A 17585-nucleotide genomic window follows, 5' to 3' on the forward strand; every position below is an offset into this window, starting at 1 on the left:
TGCGCTGCGACGGACCGTGCGCTTCAGAGCGCGAGGGCCTGCACGTGTTCGCGGTAGCCATCGCGGGTCAACCGATAGCGCAGCTGCAGGCGATGGCCGGGCGTCGGGGTAAAGGGCAACTGCAGGGATGCACCGGGGTAGAGGCTGCGCGAGACGTCATGGGCGGTGCAGGCGCCGGCCGCATCGCAGTCGGCCACGCTGGTCAGGCCCACGCGAAGCGTGCCGGCATTGACCAGGCTGTTGCCCTGCACGCGCACGTCCACGTGCCCGTTGGCCGGCACCACGTTCACCAGCGCCCCCCAGACCAGACTCATGCCCACCGCAGCACGGGTGGCCGGATCGTCCGGCTCTGCGTCATCAGGACCGCGCACACCTTCGAAGTACACGCGGTAGGCGGTTTCCTTCTCGACCGGCTGCAGTGGAATGACCCGGATCAGGCGATTGCCGCCACCGGCCAGGGCGAACTTGCCCGGCGTGATGGCAATGGCAGCCTCGGCCGGCTCGATCTCGACTTCCTGCTCATCGGTACTGGCAGGGTCGTCGATGCGGCGAACGGTGGCCTGCACGTACTGCGCCGTGGTGGATTGCGAGTACACGCGGATCTGCGCGCCCTTGCGGGCCTCGACCGAGGTACGCATCGGATGCACGGTGAGGTTGGCGTGGGCGGGCGCGACTGCAAGCAACAGCGCGCAGGTGAACAGGCAGGACAAGGCGGGATGCATGGTGGGCTCCATCGGCTTCACGGGCGGGAGGTAGGCAGGCGCAGTTCGACCTTCAGATCGCCCTGGTAGGCACCAGAGCGTTTCTCGTCGATGGGTACGCGCGGGGTATCGAGGGTGAGCGGCGTAGGCACGCAGAACACCGGCTGCGACATCCCGGGCAACATCACCAGGCGCAGGCGCGCCGTATCGATGTTGCGTAGCTGCTCTTCCACCCCGTTGCGCAATGGAATGCGCGCGCCGTTGTGGTCGAGCGTGACGGTGTAGTCCATGCGTTGGCTGTCACCGCCGGCACCGTCGGTGTGCCAGACCGAATAGCCGGTGGGACCGGGAGGGCGCGTGCCGCTGTCGCGCACGGTGACCCCCAGGTACTCACTCTGCGAACCGAGGCCGTCATACAGGCACATGTCCAGGTGAGCGCGGCCACCGACCGTTCGGGCAATGGGGTCGTAGCTGAGATTGAGGCCTACGGTGGGTGTGGCTTCCTGGAATTCAGGCAGGTAGATGGAGACCGCGTCGTAGTCGGTGATGGTGAGTTCGAATCTGAAGCTGTATAGAGCAAGATTCGCCTGTAAAGGAGTGCTAAGGACAAGCTCAAGAGTGGCTGCCCATCGACCTGCAACCAGTCGAGCCAACTCCGCTCCCGCCAGCGAAATTTCTCCAGCAGTTCCCACTCGTGCGCGGCCCGCGCAAGCTCCCGCTGCGGACGACCATATTTTTCGCGGTGGCCCAGACCAGTAATCGGAACTACAGGCAACATTCGCATCCGCTCGCCGAATGGATGCGAGGACATTCAGCTCGACTTCCATTCCACTTCGAAGCTCAGTGAAGCGAAGTGGAATGGTGCTTGGGATGCCAATGCTGTCTTCTTTTGTGTCCTCACTCGGGCAACGGCCCTTTTCCGCAGTCAGTTCAGATCGACAAGTCATGAACATGTGCCCGTAGTCCATGACTCCAGTCTGCTCATAGCCAAGAATTGTGCGCGGCGGCATCAACACGATGTCCCCCGGCATCGCAGACCGATCCCAACTCATCACGATGTCGCGATGCTCATCGGTCGGATGCGTTTCCGGCGGTCGCTGCGCCATCGCACGCGGCACCACCAGCACCAGCGCGCAGAACAGCACCAGCCACCACCACAGCCGCCGGCTCATCGCGCACCTCCCGCAGCAGCCTGCTGGCTGCTGGCGATCAGCGCCTTTTCCTGCAGCAGGCGCGTCACCCGCGCCTGCTGGCGGATGTCGGCCGGCAGCTGCGCCACGTGCAGCGGCTCGCACTGCACGGCCCCCACCAGCAGCACTACCTGGCGGCGCTCGCGCACCTGCAGCGGGCACTGCAGCAGGCGGTCGTCCTGCAGCAGGTACAGCACCGCTTCGCGGCGCGGAAAGTCGGCTACGAAGCCGCCGTTGCTGCCGGTGCCCGGCACCGGCGCGTTGAGGATGCGGGCACCGCGCAGCGGCGTGCCGGCCAGATCCTGCGCGTTGCCGATGAAGGTGTAGGTCACTTCAATCGGCACCGGCATGCGCAGCAGCTTGCCGGGCGGCAGGAACAGCGGGCGCGCACCGCCCACGCCGGTCACGCGGATGGAGGCGATGCTGTCCAGCGCGCTGGCATCCTGCACTTCGGCACGATGCGACTGATACGCCGACACCGGCAGCAGGCGGCGGTCGCCCAGCTTCAGGCGCTGGCGGCGCAGGCCGCCCACCTGCAGTTCGGCGGCCACGCCGGTCAGTTCCAGGTCGTCGGTGCCATCCACCTGCACGGCCAGGCCTGCGTCGGCGCCCAGGCCGCCGCCCCAGTACAGACCGCGCGACCCCAGCGCCACGCCGGAACTGTGGGTGGCGCTGTAGGCCACTTCATCGCGCCCGCGCTGCTGGTAGTGCGACACGGTGGCGCCGGTGTGGCCGATGCGGTTCTGCAGCTGCCCGCTGAGGGTGGCGCTGTAGCGATCATTGTTGCTGCCGCGCAGTTCGGCGGACAGTTCGCGGAACTGATCGTCGCGGTCCTGGCGCAGGCTCTGCGCCACGTTGTAGGTCACATCCGGGCGCTGGTGCTGCGGCTGGCGCAGATCCAGCCCGTAGCGGCGCTGCGCACTGCCGCGCTCGCCCTGCTGCAGGCGGGTGAGGGTGAGGGTGAGAAACACGCCGCGGTCGCGGCTGCTGCGCAGGCTGCCGTCGCTGTGCTGCTGCCACACGCCCACGCGCGTGGAGGCGCTGAAGTCGCCCCAGCGCTCACTGCGGTTGTAGCTGGCCTGCCAGGTACGGCTGAGCTGTGGTTCGCGGCTGGGACGTGGCGCCCACGGCGGCAGCAACGGATCCAGGCCGTACAGCGGATCGTCGATATCGCCCGGTACGCCCACGCCCTGCCGCCAGGTCTGGCGCCGGGTATAGGCCAGGTACGCATGGCCACCGGCTACCGGCAGCGCCACCGAAGCGCTGAGCGAATCGGCACAGCCGAGCTGGTCGCGGGCATCGTCGCGGAACTCGCAGGCCTTGCCGCGCATGCGCTGCTGGTACAGGTTCCATGAGGCACGGCGGCGGTACGACAGCTGGTGCTGCTGGCCGCGGCTGCCATCACTGCCCTGCATGCCGCTGAAGCTGGCGCGGATCTCCTGCGTGGCGAACACCCTGCGCAGGTCCACGCGCAGTTCGCCATAGCGGAAGCCGCCCAGATCGGCCACGCCCGCAGTGACGGTGGCACTGCGGCCCAGCGGCACGCGTACGCCGGCCATGGCGGCCCTTTCGCCGTCGAACTGGTCGCTGCGGCGTTCGCTGCGGCGGCCGCCCTGCAGGAACCACTGCACGCTGCTGTCGGCCCAGTCGCCGCCCTTGTCGAAGGGCGCTTCCTCGCTGCGCACCAGCACGCCGTCTTCGTAGATGCGCAGGGTGACGGTGTAGTTGCCGAACGGGAAGCGCCGCGTATCGATCTGGTTGATGCCGGCCTGCAGGTAGTAGGTCTGCAGCAGGCGCTGGCCATCGAAGGCATCCACGCGGGCATCGCGCGCCAACAGCACGGTCAGCGGCGTGGCCTGCACGGCCGCTTCGCTGTCCACGTAGGCCTGGGTGGTGCCCACGCGCAGGCCCTGGAAACGGTCCAGCGGCAGCATGCTGAAACTGAAGGTGCCGCCCTGTGGGCTGGACAGGTTGCGGCGGTCCATGCGGCCGCCCTGCAGGTAGTGTTCCGGCCCGATGTCGTGCCGGTAGTACGCGTTGTCCAACTGGAAGTCGTGCCGCGTACGCTGGTTGCGGTAGCGCTGGTGGCTGAAGGTCCAGTTGGCCGAGACATGACCGCGCTCGAACAGACCCAGCACGCCGGCACCCTGCGCCGCCAGCGACTGGTAATCACGGCCGCCGCTGAGGTTGACCGTCTGCTGGTGCAGGAAGGCGTTCTCGGCGTTGGCGCTGACCTGGTGGTGGCGCTGCGCGGCCGGTTCGCCGGGAATCCATTGGCGGGCGACGAACAGGCGCACGGCGCCCTCGCCCTCGTCATACAGTGCGCGCACGGCGGTGGGGTCCTCCGGAGGATCGAGATAGCCGCAACCGGCGGCGGCGCCGCCGTAGCGACAGGCCAGGTGGCTGTTGCGCGGCAGTGGCTGCGACAACGCCGGCAGCAACGCCGCCTGCGCTTCGGCCGGCAGTTGCAGCGCCTGCAGCGCTTCGGCGGGCGCTTCCAGCTGCACGTGGTCGAGGGTGACGCGCACGGGCAGCAGCCCGCTGGAGCGACCGAACAGGCGGACATCCAGCTGCTCGGTCTGGCCTTCGACCAGATCCTCGAAGCCGGCGGGAACGCTGCGCGCGGCGGCCATCGGTGCAGCCAGCGACAGGGCAAGCGCGAACGCCAGCCGGGTCACGGCGGGGGCGGGAACGTTCATGGGAGCGGGGCGACCAGAAGCGGCCGGCCCGGAAACGGGCCGGCACGGGGAGAACTTACGGGCTGGCGGTCTTCTGCTTCATGGCGATGCTGACCATGCCCTGGAAGCGGTCAGCCACGCTGATGGCGCCCGGGGTCTTCTGCGCGATCTGCAGCGGCATGGACACCGAGGCGCCCGGCAGTGCGCCGTCGAACAGATCGGCGGCCAGGTAATCGGTGGCGGCCAGGCCCAGTTCACGGCTGTTGAGGCTGACCGACAGCGGCACCGACGGCGTGCCGGCGGCATCGCCGACCAGCACCGGCTCGTTGATCAGACGCACCTCGATGTCCTTGTCGATGTCGTTGGAATAGATGCGCACCTGCTGCGACCACGGAATCAGGCCACGGCCCGGGGCGTGGTCTAGCTTGATCGCGTCCGGCAGCGCGCTGCCATCGGCCTGCAGCAGGGCCAGGGTCGGGTCGACGTCGGCCAGGACGGTGATGTGGGTTTCGGCAGCGTTCGCCGACAGCGAAACGGTAGCCAGCGCTGCAGCGAGCGCGGCCTTCTTGAAAATGGCGTGCATGGTTGTCTCTCTCGGACGGTGGGATATGAAGCCTCCGGTGCGGGAGGCATCACCCGCCTGCATGGGGGCGGGCGACGGAGAGAATGGTAGGCAGCGGCCTATCCTGCGGCCATTCAAGCTTTCCTAAATGGATGAATGTTAAGGAGATTCCTTGAAGTCGCTCAAAGTTTGAGGATTATGCAATTGTCCTCACCAGCCCTTTGCAACAAACCTCATTGCGGCAACGCCAAATACATCAGGCCGCCTTGCGGCGGCCTGACGTCATCGCTTCACGGGATGGGATCAGAAGAAGATCGCGTACAGGATCAACAGCGGAATCGGAACGCCCAGCAGCCACAGCAGAATCATTTTCATGGTCGGTCTCCTTGCAGTAGCGGTGTCTTACAGGTCGCGGCGGCGGCCGCCCCAGGTGGCGCTGAGGCTGGCGAAGAACGCGCCGATCAGCAGGGTGATGAACAGCCAGAGCGCGGCATACGCTGCGGCCTTGCGGGCATCGTCGGCCGCCTGCTTGGCGGTGGTCTTTGCCTTCTCCAGCGCGGCACGCATGCGCGTCTGCACATCGGTCACACGGGCCTGCGCTTCGGCCTGGCTCATGCCGGTTTCGCGCGCGATGAGCTGCGACAGGTACTGGGTGTCGGCCGGGTCGAGGCCATCGCCCTGCAGGCTGTTGACGATGATGCGGTTCACTTCGGCGCGCAGTTCACGACGGTCGCCGGACGATGCACGGCCCGGCATCGGACGCGGCGGCGCCATGCCGGCCTCGCGCGGGCCCGCATTCGGTGCCGGCGGCGGAGCCGTGTTCGGATCCATCGGCGCGCCCGGCGGTGGCGGCGCCGCGGGATCGGCAACACCGGCGTTGGTGGCACTGCGGAACAGCGAATCCACCCAGTAGTTGAGGTCGCCTTCCGGCGCGGCCGCGGCGGCGCTACCGGCACCCGCAGCGGCAACGCCGGCCGTGGATGCAGCGGCGCCTGCAGTGGCGCCGGCCACCTTCGCGCCCGTGCCGAGCACGCCACTGATGGCCGAGGTCAGCAGGCCCGCGGTGAGCAGCGTCGCCACCGCCCACGACACGAAGCCGTGCGCGGTATCGCGGAAGTAGGTTTCATCACCGTGGATCTGCGTCCACTTGGTGCGCAGGCGGCCGGCCAGGTAGCCGCCCAGGCCGGACGCGGCCAGTGCGGTGAAGGTGAGCCAGGCGATGCTGGACCAGCCGAAGGTTTCCTTGCTGACGCCTTCGAACGACCACGGCGACACCGAGGACAGGCCCAGGCCGACGCCGAGGATGAGCAGGATGAGCGACAGCGCAGCAGCCGCCACCGCGCCCGCGAGGATCGCCCCCCAGGAAACGGCACTTTCGCTGCTGGGCGGAATGATGGGCGCGGTGACAACGGTTGTGATGTCGGCGCCGAGCGGGCCGCGCTCGGCGGGATCGAATCGGGTACTCATGGAATGGACGCTCCGTATCAGTGCTGCGCAGGCAGCTGGCGTACCGAGGCTGCGCGAGCGCTTGTGAAGCTGGCGAGACCCCTGAATCACGCGGTCTTGGCGCGGTGAGGGTGCCGCCAACGCCGTGCCGCCCGGGGTTGGCACCTGCCACGCACGCACAAAAGAAAACGCCCCGCAATGCGGGGCGTTTCCGGCGGTAGTGCGGCGTCAGCGCGCGCCGACGATGCGGACGATCTCGACATCGATATCGGTCGGCTTGAAGCGGTGCGTGTCCACTTCGCCGTGCAGTTCGACCACGGTGTCGGCACCGATGGCCTGGTGATTGGGCAGGTCGTCGTCGTCGATCTCCACGTCGATTTCGCCGCTGGCGTCCTTGAAGCGATAGCGCTCGTGGCCGACCTTGGCAACCAGCTTGCCCTGCAGGACGACCGGGTGGTCATCGCGCTGGCTGCGGGCCTCGGCAACGGTGGTGACGGCGCTGGTGGCGCCCGGGCCGGTGTACTGGGCCTGCGCGGGGCCGGTGACGGCGACCAGCGGCGCGGCGATCAGGGCGAGAGCAAGCAGATGCTTCATGGGGAGCTCCTGGAGTGAATGGGATGTCCTATGACGCAGACAGCTTGTACCGCAGCGGCCGTGATGCCCATGCAATGTGTCCGAAAACGCGTGAAAACCGGCAGCGGCAGGCACGCACAGCCCACCGTGCACGCAAAAAAAACGCCCCGCAGATGCGGGGCGTCCTCAGCACAACCGACGCGGGCGATCAGCCCTGGTAGTCGCGCACGTCGCTGCCGGTGTAGACCTGGCGCGGACGGCCGATCTTCATTTCCGGGTCGACCTGCTGTTCCAGCCAGTGCGAGACCCAGCCGGAGGTACGGCCCAGGGCGAACATGACGGTGAACATCTCGGTCGGGATCTGCAGCGCCTTGTAGATGATGCCGCTGTAGAAATCGACGTTCGGGTACAGCTTGCGGGCGACGAAGTATTCGTCCTGCAGCGCGGCCTGTTCCAGCTTCACGGCCACGTCCAGCAGCGGATCCTGCACGCCCAGCTGCTTGAGCACCTTGCTGGTCATCTCGCCGATGACCTTGGCGCGCGGATCGAAGTTCTTGTACACGCGGTGGCCGAAGCCCATCAGGCGGAAGCCGGAGGTCTTGTCCTTGGCCTTGACCACGGCGGACTCGACGTTGTCGGCGCTGCCGATCTCTTCCAGCATCTTCAGCACGGCTTCGTTGGCACCGCCGTGGGCCGGACCCCACAGCGCGGTGACGCCAGCGGCGACCGACGCGTACGGGTTGGCACCGGTCGAACCGACCAGGCGCACGGTCGAGGTCGAGGCGTTCTGCTCATGGTCGGCGTGCAGGATGAACAGCAGGTCCAGCGCCTTGACCACGTCCGGGTTCAGATCGTACTGGCCATCGGCCGACTCGAAGGTCTGCTTCAGGAAGCGGCTGACGTAGTCCAGCGAGGTGTCCGGCGTGTTGGCCGGCAGGCCCTTGCCGTGGCGGTAGATCAGCGCCGACAGCGTCGGCACCTTGGCGATCAGGCGCACGGCGGCCTGGCGGCGCTGTTCGGCGTCGGACAGGTCCAGCGAGGCGTGGTAGATGCCCGACAGCTGCGCGATGGCGGCGGTCAGGATGGCCATCGGATGGGCATCCTTGGCGAAGCTGCCGATCAGGGTGTTGATCGACGGATCGACGTTGGCTTCAGCCGCCAGCTCGTCGGTGAAGGCCTTCAGCTGCTCGGCGCTCGGGCGCTCGCCGTTGATCAGCAGGTAGGCCACTTCGACGTAGCTCGACTTCTCCGACAGCTGCTCGATCGGGTAGCCGCGGTACAGCAGCACGCCCTTGTCGCCGTCGATGTAGGTGATGGCGGACTTGCAGCTGGCCGTCGCGGTGAAACCGGAATCGTAGGTGAAATACCCCGTTTCCTTGGTCAGCTTCGCGATGTCGACGCAGTCGTTGCCAAGGGTGGGTTTGATGACGGGCAGAACGACCGACGTATCGCCGGCGTTGAGCGTGACCTGATCAAGATCGGACACTGTGTGCGCTCCTTCATGGGAAGGCGCCTGCCCAAGCGCATTGGTCAGGCACGTGAATGACGTCCTCGGCCTGTGCCGGGGATCAGGTCATTATCGCACAGCAGCATTTGCCCGGCGCTAGACAGAAGTCGTAGACGACAGGCAGCCGGGAACCTGCCAACAAGCGGCCGGGTTCGGCAAAAGGGTTGTCACAAGGACGCAGTGTTCCGTCCATCCAAACACCCGTTGGGTGGCTGGCGGGGAAAAACAAACGGCCGCGCAAAGCGCGGCCGTTTGATCGAACCAGGTTCGACAGATCAGCGCGCGTAGCGCTTCTGGAACTTGTCGATGCGGCCCGAGGTATCGATGACCTTGTGCTTGCCCGTGTAGAACGGGTGCGAAGCAGAGGAAATTTCAACCTTGACCAGCGGGTAGTCGTTGCCGTCTTCCCACTTGATGGTTTCCTTCGTGCTCATGGTCGAGCGGGTCAGGATCTTGAAATCGGAGGTGACGTCATGGAAGACGACGTCGCGGTAGTTCGGATGGATATCGGCCTTCATGGGCTCACACCGTAAATGGGCTGGTGGTCAAGAGCGGCATTATAAACACCGGTTGCCGCCCGCGGCAACCGGTTGCTGCCCCTGCGGGCTCAGGCCGCGCCCAGTGCCTGCCGCACCAGGGCCTCGAAGCGGGCCTGGTCGTACGCCATCAGCAGGTCGCAGTTGTCCGGCTGGCCCGTCTGCCGGTTCCAGTCGACGAGGGTGGCCCCCCGGCTGAACGTGCCGTTCAGTTCCACGTTCAGCGGGCGCGACTCGACCTGCAGCTGCCCTTCCGGGTTCAGCGCCCAGGCCATGGCCAGGGCGTCGGCGGTGTACCAGCGGCCGCCCTTGCTGTCCTCGGACAGGCCGCGGGTCTTGCGCGAGATCAGCTCGTAGAAGCGGGCGCGATCGGAATCGGCCTGCAGCCAGGTTTCGGCCTCCGCCAGCGGCAGGCCATGGGCCACGGTCGCTTCCCAGTCCGACACCAGCAGGTGCCGGAAGGAGGTGAACACCACGTGCGCCGCTTCCGGATCGAAGGCGATGTTGAATTCGGCCGCCGGGGTGATGTTGCCGTGGCAGGTGACCGCACCGCCCATCACCACGATGCGCTTGATCCGCTGCGGCAGGGTCGGATCCAGCTTCAGCGCCAGCGCCAGGTTGGTCAGCGGCCCCAGCATGACCAGCATCAACTGGCCGGCATGTTCATGCGACAGGCGCAGGATGGCCAGCGCGGCATGTTCGGCCTCGGCCTGGCGGCTGGGCGGCGGCAGGTCCACGTCGCCATAGCCATCACGGCCATGCACGTGGGCAGCGTCGACGGCGGGATGCAGCAGCGGATCCGGGCTGCCGGCGAACACCGGCACGTCGGTGCGGCCGACGATGTCGCAGAGCTTGAGGGCGTTGCGGACGGTGTAGTCGAGGCCGACATTGCCGGCGGCGATGGTCAGGGCGACCACGTCGTGCCGTTCATCGGCGAAGGCCATCAGCAGGGCCAGTGCGTCGTCGACACCGGGGTCGGTATCGATCAACAGCGGGATCTTGTGGGTCATCGTTGCCGTCTTCAGATCGGCAACGAAGTGTGGACCGGGATGATGACCGTTGCAAGTATGGGGGTTGGGGGTTCGGCAGGGCTGCGCCCTGCACCCGCTCAATGCAACGGCAAGAGCAAAAGCTGGCTATCCGTGGGTTGGCGGGGCGGGGCCGGTGGCGGGGGACGCTGCAAGTACGTCCCTGTAAGCTCGGTCGCCGCATCCATGCGGCTCACGCCCCCGCCACCGGCCCCACCCCGCCTTCGACAGATTTCTGCAGTCTGCCGGAACGGCGTTCTGTCCTTTCAGGTGTCGACCTTGGTCGACACATCCACGAGATGATCGGGAAGGCTGTCTGTAGCGTCGAGCCCACGCTCGACTCACGCGCGTAGCGCGGACAGCCGCCGGGCATGGCCCGGCTACCGATGCTTCGGTGCTCCGGTAGCGCCGGGCCATGCCCGGCGAGCGCAGCGGCACTTACGCCGAGGCGTAGCGCACGGCGGTGCCTATCCAGCGCTGCACCACGCGGTCGGCCAGCGCAGGCTGCTGGTCCAGCAGGCGCTCGGCCAGCTCGTGCACGCCGGGCAGCAGGCCGGCGTCACGGGCCAGGTCGGCAATGCGGAACCCGGCCAGGCCGGTCTGCCGGGTGCCGAGCAGTTCGCCGGGACCGCGCAGTTCCAGGTCCTTCTCGGCAATGACGAAGCCGTCGTTGGTCTCGCGCATGGTCTGCAGGCGCTCGCGCGCCATCTGCGAAAGCGGCGCCTGGTACAGCAGCACGCAGCGCGATACCGCCGAGCCGCGGCCGACCCGGCCACGCAGCTGATGCAGCTGGGCCAGGCCCAGGCGCTCGGCGTTCTCGATCACCATCAGCGAGGCATTGGGCACGTCCACGCCCACTTCGATGACCGTGGTCGCCACCAGCAGATCGATGTCACCGGCCTTGAACGCCACCATCGTCGCCAGCTTTTCCGCCGCCTTCAGGCGGCCATGCACCAGCCCGACGCGGACACCCGGCAGCAACGCCTGCAGCGATTCGTAGGTGGCCTGCGCCGGCGTGGCATCCAGCTCTTCGCTTTCCTCGATGAGGGTACACACCCAGTACACCTGCCGCCCTTCCCGGCACGCCAGCGCGATGCGCTCGATCAGCTCCGGGCGACGGTCATTGTTGAGCGCAACGGTCTGCACCGGGGTGCGCCCCGGCGGCAGCTCGTCGATCGCCGATACGTCCAGATCGGCGTACTCGGACATCGCCAGCGTGCGTGGAATCGGGGTGGCGGTCATCACCAGCTGGTGCGGCACGCTGTTGCCGCCCGCCCCCTTGTCGCGCAGTGCAAGCCGCTGGTGCACGCCGAAGCGGTGCTGCTCATCCACGATCGCCAGCGCCAGGTCCTGGAACACCACCGCGTCCTGCATCAGCGCATGGGTACCGACCACCACCTGCGCTTCACCGTTGGCGACCTGCTCGATCACCCGGGTGCGCGCCTTGCCGGTGACCTTGCCGGCCAGCCAGGCGATGCGCACGCCCAGGGGTTCCAGCCAGCCGCGCAGGTTGTTGAGGTGCTGCTCGGCCAGCAGCTCGGTCGGTGCGGCCAGCGCGACCTGCTTGCCCTGCTCCACCGCCAGCATCGCTGCCAATGCAGCAACCACGGTCTTGCCCGAGCCGACATCGCCCTGCACCAGCCGCAGCATCGGGCTGGGCCGCGCCAGGTCCTCGCGGATCTGCTTGAACACGCGCGCCTGCGCGCCGGTCAGTGCAAACGGCAGCTGCTTCAGCAATGCCTTGGCCAGCCTGCCGGGACCGGCCAGCGGCGGCGCGTGATGGGCCTGCAATGCGATGCGCTGGCGACGCAGGCTGAGGTGGTGGGCCAGCAGTTCTTCCATCGCCAGCCGACGCTGCGCCGGATGGGTACCTGCCGCCAGCGCCGCCAGATCGGCATCCGGCGGCGGCCGGTGCACGGTCAGCAGCGCGCTGCGCAGCGACGGCAGGCCGAGGCCGTCGAGCCAGCCACTGGGCAGCAGCTCCAGCGCGCTTTCCTCGGGCAGGCGGTCCAGCGCCTGGCCGATCAGCTTGCGCATCGTCATCGGGCCAACGCCCTCGACGGTGGGATACACCGGGTCGAGGCGGTCGCCGAGATCGGGATCGTCGTTGCGGCCCAGCACCTGGTAGCTGGGGTGGACGATCTCCAGACCGAGGTGGCCGGCCTTGGGCGTGCCGAAGCAACGCAGCCGGTTGCCTACCGCGAACTGACCGACCTGCTGCTGGCGGAAGTGGAAGAAGCGCAGCACCAGGGTGCCCTGCCCTTCATCTTCCACCGCCACCTTCAGCATCGGCCGGTAGCGCATGCCGCGCTCCACCGCGACCACCCGCACATCCACCTGCGCCGGCACGCCGTTGCGCAGGTCTTCGATGCGGGTCAGCCGGGTGCGGTCTTCATAGCGCAGCGGCAGGTGCAGCCAGAGATCCTGCAGGGTGGCCAGGCCACGCGCCTGCAGCTTGGCGGCCACGGCCGGACCGACGCCGGCGAGCATCGCCAGGGATGCTTCGCCGGACGGTGACAGTGCCGGGGTGACCGCCGCCTTGCGTGCCACGTGGGGGTCAGTCGATGACCATCACCGCATCGACCTCGAAGTTGGCGCCCTTGGGCAGGCCGGAGACTTCGATGGTGGAACGGGCCGGGAACGGAGCCTGGAAATAGTCCTGCATCACCGCGTTGACCTTGGCGAACTCGGCCAGGTCGGTCAGGTACAGCCCCAGGCGCACGACCTTGTCCAGCGAGCCGCCGGCGGCTTCGGCCACGGCCTTGAGATTGTCGAAGGCACGACGGGCCTGGGCTTCCACGTCACCGACGCCCACGATCTCGCCGGTCGCCGGGTCCAGCGGAATCTGGCCGGAAAAATACACGGTATTGCCGGCGCGCACGGCCTGCGAGTACGGGCCGATGGCGGCCGGGGCCTGTTCGGTGTTGATGATCTGGCGGGACATGGGTCGCTCCGGTACGTAGGGGAAAACAGAGCAGTGATTGTACCAACCCGGCAGCACCGGGCCATGCCCGGCGGCATCCGATCCATGCCGCGCTGCGCGCTCGCCGGGCATGGCCCGGCGCCAGCGCGGATCATCCACGCATGGCGCGGATCTATTGGCGGCGCACCGACTGCACGACCGACAGGCGGCGCAGGCGGCGCATGACTTCGGCCAGGTGGTTGCGGTCGCGCACCTGGATGTTGAACGCCAGCACGGCCGCGTTGAAATCGCGGTCCAGGTAGTCCACCCGTTCGATGTTGGAATGGCTCTGCGCGATCGCCGCGGCCAGCTGCGCCAGCACGCCGGTGCCGTTCTCCACCTCCACCACCAGCGACGTGTCGTAGTCGCCGGACACGGTGGTGTCCCAGCCGATCAGCACCCAGCGCTCGGGCGACTTGCGCAGCTCGGCCAGGTTCGGGCAGTCCATGCGGTGCACCACGATGCCCTTGCCGGCGGTGTGGTAGCCCATGATGTCGTCGCCGGGAATCGGCTGGCAGCAGCCGGCGAAGGTGACCACGCCACGCTCGCTGCCATTGATCAGGATCTTTTCCTGCGAACTGTGGCGCGAATGTGCACCGCCGCGCAGTTCGGCGTAGGCCATCAGCGCCTGCGCCGCCTGGGTCGGCATCCAGTTGCCCAGCGCCACTTCGGCCAGCAGCGCCTCCAGGCGCGGGAACCGGTGCTCGGCCAGGAACGCATCCAGGCGCCCCTTCGGCAGCCGTTCCAGCGAACTGTCCATCGCTTCCAGCGCGCGATCGAGCATGCGGTGGCCCAGCTGCACGGCATCCTCGTGCTCCAGCTGCTTGAGCTGGTGGCGGATGGCGGTGCGGGCCTTGCTGGTGACCACGAATTCCAGCCACTGCGGCTTGGGCGTGGCCGAGCGCGCGGTGATGATCTCCACCGACTGCCCGGACACCAGCTTGGTGCGCAGCGGCACCAGCTTCTTGTCCACGCGCGAGGCCACCGCCATGTTGCCGACGTCGGTATGCACGGCATAGGCGAAGTCCAGCGCGGTGGAGTTGCGCGGCAGGGCCAGGATCTTGCCCTTCGGGGTGAACAGGTAGACCTCATCCGGGAACAGGTCGACCTTGACGTTGTCGAGGAACTCCAGCGACGAACCGGCCGCACGCTGCGAATCGATCAGTTCCACGATCCAGGCGTGCGCGCGGCTCTGCGCGCTGTTGGGCGAGTCCCCGCCGAACTTGTAGGTCCAGTGCGCGGCCACGCCGCGTTCGGCGATCAGGTCCATTTCCTCGGTACGGATCTGCACTTCGATCGGCGAGCCATACGGCCCGAACAGCACCGTATGCAGCGACTGGTAGCCGTTGGCCTTGGGGATGGCGATGAAGTCGCGGAAGCGCCCGTCCAGCGGCTTGAAGGTGGCGTGCACCGCGCCCAGCGCGTGGTAGCAGCTGGGCACGCTGCGCACGACCAGGCGGAAGCCGAACACATCCATCACCTGGTCGAAGGTCTTGTTCTCGTCGCGCATCTTGTTGTAGATGCTCCACGGCGTCTTGATGCGGCTGACCAGGCGGTGTTCGATGCCCTCCTTGGACAGCCGCTGCGACAGCTGCACTTCCACCTGCGCCAGCGCCTCGCGACGCACCACCGGCTGGCTGCGGATGTGCTTTTCCAGGATGGCGTGGCGCCAGGGATACAGCGCCTTGAAGCCCAGGTTCTGCAGCTCGCTCTTGACCAGGCTCATGCCCAGGCGCTGGGCGATGGGGGCGTAGATCTCCAGCGTCTCGCGGGCGATGCGGCCGCGCGCTTCGCGGCTCTGCGCGCCCAGCGTGCGCATGTTGTGCAGCCGGTCGGCCAGCTTGATCATGATCACGCGCAGGTCGCGCGACATCGCCAGCAGCATCTTGCGGAAGCTCTCGGCGGCCGCTTCCTGGCGGTCGCGGAACTTCAGCTTGTCCAGCTTGGTGACGCCGTCCACCAGTTCGGCCACCGCCTCGCCGAACTCGGCCGACAGGGCTTCGCGGGTCAACGGGGTGTCTTCGATGGTGTCGTGCAGGATCGCGGCGATCAGCGCCTCCACGTCGAGGCCGAGTTCGGCCAGCACCTGTGCCACCGCCACCGGATGGGTGATGTAGGGCTCGCCCGACTTGCGCGTCTGCCCGGCGTGCGCGGAGGCGCCGACCTCCCACGCGCGGCGCAGCAGCGGCAGCTGCTCGGGCGGCAGGTAGTGGGCGGCGCGTTCGAGCTGGAGGACGTAGTCGGGTACGGCGGCAGCGGGGACTGCGGCGACCTTGGCAGTGGGGCCTGGGTTCATGCCCGAAGCCTATGCCAGTGCGCCGTTTACGGCAAATCCTGAATGCGAAACAGCCCGCACGGGGCGGGCTGTTCGGCGTATCCAGCAATGACCTTGATCGATGCGATCAATCGTCGTTCTTGGACATGTCTTCGTCGGCGACCACTTCCGCAGCGGCCCACTCCAGCGCTTCGCGCTCGGCACGCTCACGCTCGGCCTTCTCGACTTCGTCGATCAGTGCGTTGTCGATCTTGCGGGCGGCGATCTCGCGCAGCGCCAGCACGGTCGGCTTGTCCTCGGTCTCGCTGTTGTCCAGCGTGGCCTGCACGCCATTGGCGAGCTGGCGGGCGCGCTTGGAGGCCATCATGACCAGCTCGAAACGGTTGTTAACGACTTCCAGGCAATCTTCTACGGTGATGCGGGCCATACGGGCTCCCGGCGACCGGTCGGCCGCTCAGTCGAATGAGGGAAAGGGGACGGAGTGTACTGGCAGGGGCTGGACAAAATCAAGCCAACCCCCACCCGATTCTTTTGGAATCAGTCAGTTGCGCCCGGATCTGGGGTCAGCAGCGCCTGGATCAGGCCAGCATGGCGGACCTTCTGCGACTCGCGGCGCAGGCGGCTGGCGGTGAAGATCGCGCACAGCTCGTCCACGGCGGTGTCGAAGACTTCATTGACGATGACGTAGTCGAACTCGTTGAAATGCAGCATTTCCTCGCGCGCGGCGCCCAGGCGCTGGGCAATCACCGCCTCGCTGTCCTGGCCGCGCTTGCGCATGCGGTCCTGCAGGGCCTGCCGGGACGGGGGCAGGATGAACACGGTCACCGTGCCCGGCACCAGCTGGCGCACCTGCTGCGCGCCCTGCCAGTCGATCTCCAGCAGGACATCCTGGCCGGCGGCCAGCTGCGGCTCGACCGACTGGCGGGCGGTGCCCTTCCAGTCGCCGTGCACCCAGGCGTGCTCGAAGAAGTCACCGGCGGCGATCATCCGCTCGAACTCGTCGGCACTGACGAAGTGGTAGTGCTGGCCGTTCACTTCACCCGGGCGCATCGCGCGCGAGGTGAAGGAGATCGACAGGGCGATCTGCGGGTCGCGCGCCAGGGTGGCATTGACGATGCTGCTCTTGCCGGCGCCGGACGGGGCGGCAACGATGTACAGCGTGCCGCGCGCGGGTGCGCCGGCGGGAGTGGGCTGGATGCTCATTCGATGTTCTGCACCTGTTCGCGGATCTGGTCGATCAGCACTTTCAGTTCCACCGCGGCGTTGGAGGTACGGCTGTCCACCGACTTCGAGCCGAGCGTGTTGGCTTCGCGGTTGAACTCCTGCAGCAGGAAGTCCAGGCGGCGGCCGACCGGCTCACGTTGCTTGAGGACGCGGCGGATCTCCACGATGTGACTGGACAGGCGGTCCAGCTCTTCGTCGACATCGAGCTTCTGCAGCCACAGCACCAGCTCCTGCTCGGCGCGGCCGGGATCGACCGGATGCGGCAGGTCGGCCAGGCGCGCGGCCAGCTTGGCGCGCTGCCCCTCACGGATGGCCGGGATCAGCGTACGCACCTCGGCGGCGATGCGCTCGATCGCATCCACGCGGTCGGCGATGGCCCTGGCCAGCGTGTCGCCCTCGCGTTCACGGGCGCCAACGAAGCCATCCAGCACCTGCTCCAGCAGCGCCAGCGCCTCGACCTGCAGGGCGGCGGCATCGGTCGCCTCGCCCTGGGTGACGCCGGGCAGCTGCAGCAGCTCGGTGAAACTGACCTGCAGGTTGGGGAAGTCGGATGTCAGGCGGTGCGCCAGCTGGCCCAGCTGGCCCAGCAGCGCCTCGTTCACCTGCAGGCTGCCTGCCGCTTCCGGCGCGCGCAGGCGCATCACCAGGTCCAGCTTGCCGCGGCTCAGGCGCGCGGACACCCGCTCGCGCAGCTGCGGTTCCAGGGCACGCAGTTCCTCGGGCAGGCGGGTGCCCACTTCCAGGAACCGGTGGTTGACCGAGCGCAGCTCGCAGCCCAGCGTGCCCCAGGGCGTGGCGCGCTCGCCGCCGGCGTAGGCGGTCATGCTTCGAATCATGAGCGTTTCCGATGCTTGCAAAGGGGGAATGGTACCCTAGCGGTCTCATTTGAGCCCCCTTGCCCGC

15 protein-coding genes are annotated in these 17585 nt (G+C 67.6%); all 15 read right to left on the minus strand.

Annotated elements, in window-relative coordinates; translation table 11 throughout:
* Window positions 1–23 precede the first annotated feature (23 nt).
* Complete coding sequence (locus tag Q5Z10_RS17430; RefSeq protein ID WP_303636623.1) at window positions 24–722, minus strand: pilus assembly protein; 699 nt, start codon at window positions 720–722, stop codon at window positions 24–26.
* Between the two features lie 17 nt (window positions 723–739).
* Window positions 740–1873: a CblD like pilus biogenesis initiator family protein gene (locus Q5Z10_RS17435; protein ID WP_303636624.1), complete on the minus strand. Its 1134-nt coding sequence runs from the start codon at window positions 1871–1873 to the stop codon at window positions 740–742.
* Window positions 1870–4590 (minus strand): TcfC E-set like domain-containing protein, encoded by a 2721-nt coding sequence (locus Q5Z10_RS17440; RefSeq protein WP_303636625.1) that lies wholly within the window; start codon window positions 4588–4590, stop codon window positions 1870–1872. Before Q5Z10_RS17440 ends, Q5Z10_RS17435 begins: the two co-directional genes overlap by 4 nt.
* A gap of 55 nt (window positions 4591–4645) precedes the next feature.
* Window positions 4646–5152 carry a CS1 type fimbrial major subunit gene (locus tag Q5Z10_RS17445; protein ID WP_303636626.1) on the minus strand — a complete coding sequence of 169 codons (507 nt, stop codon included), beginning with the start codon at window positions 5150–5152 and terminating at the stop codon, window positions 4646–4648.
* Window positions 5153–5533: 381 nt separating this feature from the next.
* Entirely contained in the window at window positions 5534–6598 is a 1065-nt protein-coding gene (locus Q5Z10_RS17450; RefSeq protein WP_303636627.1) for a hypothetical protein, read from the minus strand.
* A 207-nt stretch (window positions 6599–6805) separates the two neighbouring features.
* On the minus strand, window positions 6806–7171 hold the full coding sequence (locus tag Q5Z10_RS17455; RefSeq protein WP_303636628.1) for a NirD/YgiW/YdeI family stress tolerance protein: 366 nt from the start codon (window positions 7169–7171) through the stop codon (window positions 6806–6808).
* Window positions 7172–7358: 187 nt separating this feature from the next.
* Window positions 7359–8636: a citrate synthase gene (locus Q5Z10_RS17460; protein WP_303636629.1), complete on the minus strand. Its 1278-nt coding sequence runs from the start codon at window positions 8634–8636 to the stop codon at window positions 7359–7361.
* 296 nt (window positions 8637–8932) lie between these two features.
* On the minus strand, window positions 8933–9175 hold the full coding sequence (locus Q5Z10_RS17465; protein WP_006389217.1) for a type B 50S ribosomal protein L31: 243 nt from the start codon (window positions 9173–9175) through the stop codon (window positions 8933–8935).
* Window positions 9176–9264: 89 nt separating this feature from the next.
* Window positions 9265–10203 (minus strand): nucleoside hydrolase, encoded by a 939-nt coding sequence (locus tag Q5Z10_RS17470; protein ID WP_303636630.1) that lies wholly within the window; start codon window positions 10201–10203, stop codon window positions 9265–9267.
* 456 nt (window positions 10204–10659) lie between these two features.
* Window positions 10660–12771 carry an ATP-dependent DNA helicase RecG gene (recG, locus tag Q5Z10_RS17475; protein WP_303636631.1) on the minus strand — a complete coding sequence of 704 codons (2112 nt, stop codon included), beginning with the start codon at window positions 12769–12771 and terminating at the stop codon, window positions 10660–10662.
* Between the two features lie 7 nt (window positions 12772–12778).
* A complete protein-coding gene (locus tag Q5Z10_RS17480; protein ID WP_303636632.1) occupies window positions 12779–13165 on the minus strand; it encodes a RidA family protein in 387 nt (128 codons plus the stop codon).
* Between the two features lie 151 nt (window positions 13166–13316).
* A complete protein-coding gene (locus tag Q5Z10_RS17485) occupies window positions 13317–15479 on the minus strand; it encodes a RelA/SpoT family protein (protein WP_303636633.1) in 2163 nt (720 codons plus the stop codon).
* A 106-nt stretch (window positions 15480–15585) separates the two neighbouring features.
* A complete protein-coding gene (rpoZ, locus tag Q5Z10_RS17490; RefSeq protein ID WP_005410877.1) occupies window positions 15586–15885 on the minus strand; it encodes a DNA-directed RNA polymerase subunit omega in 300 nt (99 codons plus the stop codon).
* A gap of 110 nt (window positions 15886–15995) precedes the next feature.
* Window positions 15996–16661 carry a guanylate kinase gene (gmk, locus tag Q5Z10_RS17495; RefSeq protein WP_303636634.1) on the minus strand — a complete coding sequence of 222 codons (666 nt, stop codon included), beginning with the start codon at window positions 16659–16661 and terminating at the stop codon, window positions 15996–15998.
* Window positions 16658–17518: a YicC/YloC family endoribonuclease gene (locus tag Q5Z10_RS17500; protein ID WP_303636635.1), complete on the minus strand. Its 861-nt coding sequence runs from the start codon at window positions 17516–17518 to the stop codon at window positions 16658–16660. The genes gmk and Q5Z10_RS17500 overlap by 4 nt, the downstream gene beginning before the upstream one ends.
* Between the last annotated feature and the right edge of the window lie 67 nt (window positions 17519–17585).

The sequence above is a fragment of the Stenotrophomonas sp. 704A1 genome, assembly GCF_030549525.1.
Lineage (GTDB): Bacteria > Pseudomonadota > Gammaproteobacteria > Xanthomonadales > Xanthomonadaceae > Stenotrophomonas > Stenotrophomonas tuberculopleuritidis.

What these genes read in the sequence shown, in the direction of transcription:
- Q5Z10_RS17430 (WP_303636623.1), bottom strand. Translation starts at nt 722, where the DNA reads ATGCATCCCGCCTTGTCCTGCCTGTTCACCTGCGCGCTGTTGCTTGCA.
- Q5Z10_RS17435 (WP_303636624.1), bottom strand. Translation starts at nt 1,873, where the DNA reads ATGAGCCGGCGGCTGTGGTGGTGGCTGGTGCTGTTCTGCGCGCTGGTG.
- Q5Z10_RS17440 (WP_303636625.1), bottom strand. Translation starts at nt 4,590, where the DNA reads ATGAACGTTCCCGCCCCCGCCGTGACCCGGCTGGCGTTCGCGCTTGCC.
- Q5Z10_RS17445 (WP_303636626.1), bottom strand. Translation starts at nt 5,152, where the DNA reads ATGCACGCCATTTTCAAGAAGGCCGCGCTCGCTGCAGCGCTGGCTACC.
- Q5Z10_RS17450 (WP_303636627.1), bottom strand. Translation starts at nt 6,598, where the DNA reads ATGAGTACCCGATTCGATCCCGCCGAGCGCGGCCCGCTCGGCGCCGAC.
- Q5Z10_RS17455 (WP_303636628.1), bottom strand. Translation starts at nt 7,171, where the DNA reads ATGAAGCATCTGCTTGCTCTCGCCCTGATCGCCGCGCCGCTGGTCGCC.
- Q5Z10_RS17465 (WP_006389217.1), bottom strand. Translation starts at nt 9,175, where the DNA reads ATGAAGGCCGATATCCATCCGAACTACCGCGACGTCGTCTTCCATGAC.
- Q5Z10_RS17470 (WP_303636630.1), bottom strand. Translation starts at nt 10,203, where the DNA reads ATGACCCACAAGATCCCGCTGTTGATCGATACCGACCCCGGTGTCGAC.
- Q5Z10_RS17480 (WP_303636632.1), bottom strand. Translation starts at nt 13,165, where the DNA reads ATGTCCCGCCAGATCATCAACACCGAACAGGCCCCGGCCGCCATCGGC.
- Q5Z10_RS17485 (WP_303636633.1), bottom strand. Translation starts at nt 15,479, where the DNA reads ATGAACCCAGGCCCCACTGCCAAGGTCGCCGCAGTCCCCGCTGCCGCC.
- rpoZ (WP_005410877.1), bottom strand. Translation starts at nt 15,885, where the DNA reads ATGGCCCGCATCACCGTAGAAGATTGCCTGGAAGTCGTTAACAACCGT.
- gmk (WP_303636634.1), bottom strand. Translation starts at nt 16,661, where the DNA reads ATGAGCATCCAGCCCACTCCCGCCGGCGCACCCGCGCGCGGCACGCTG.
- Q5Z10_RS17500 (WP_303636635.1), bottom strand. Translation starts at nt 17,518, where the DNA reads ATGATTCGAAGCATGACCGCCTACGCCGGCGGCGAGCGCGCCACGCCC.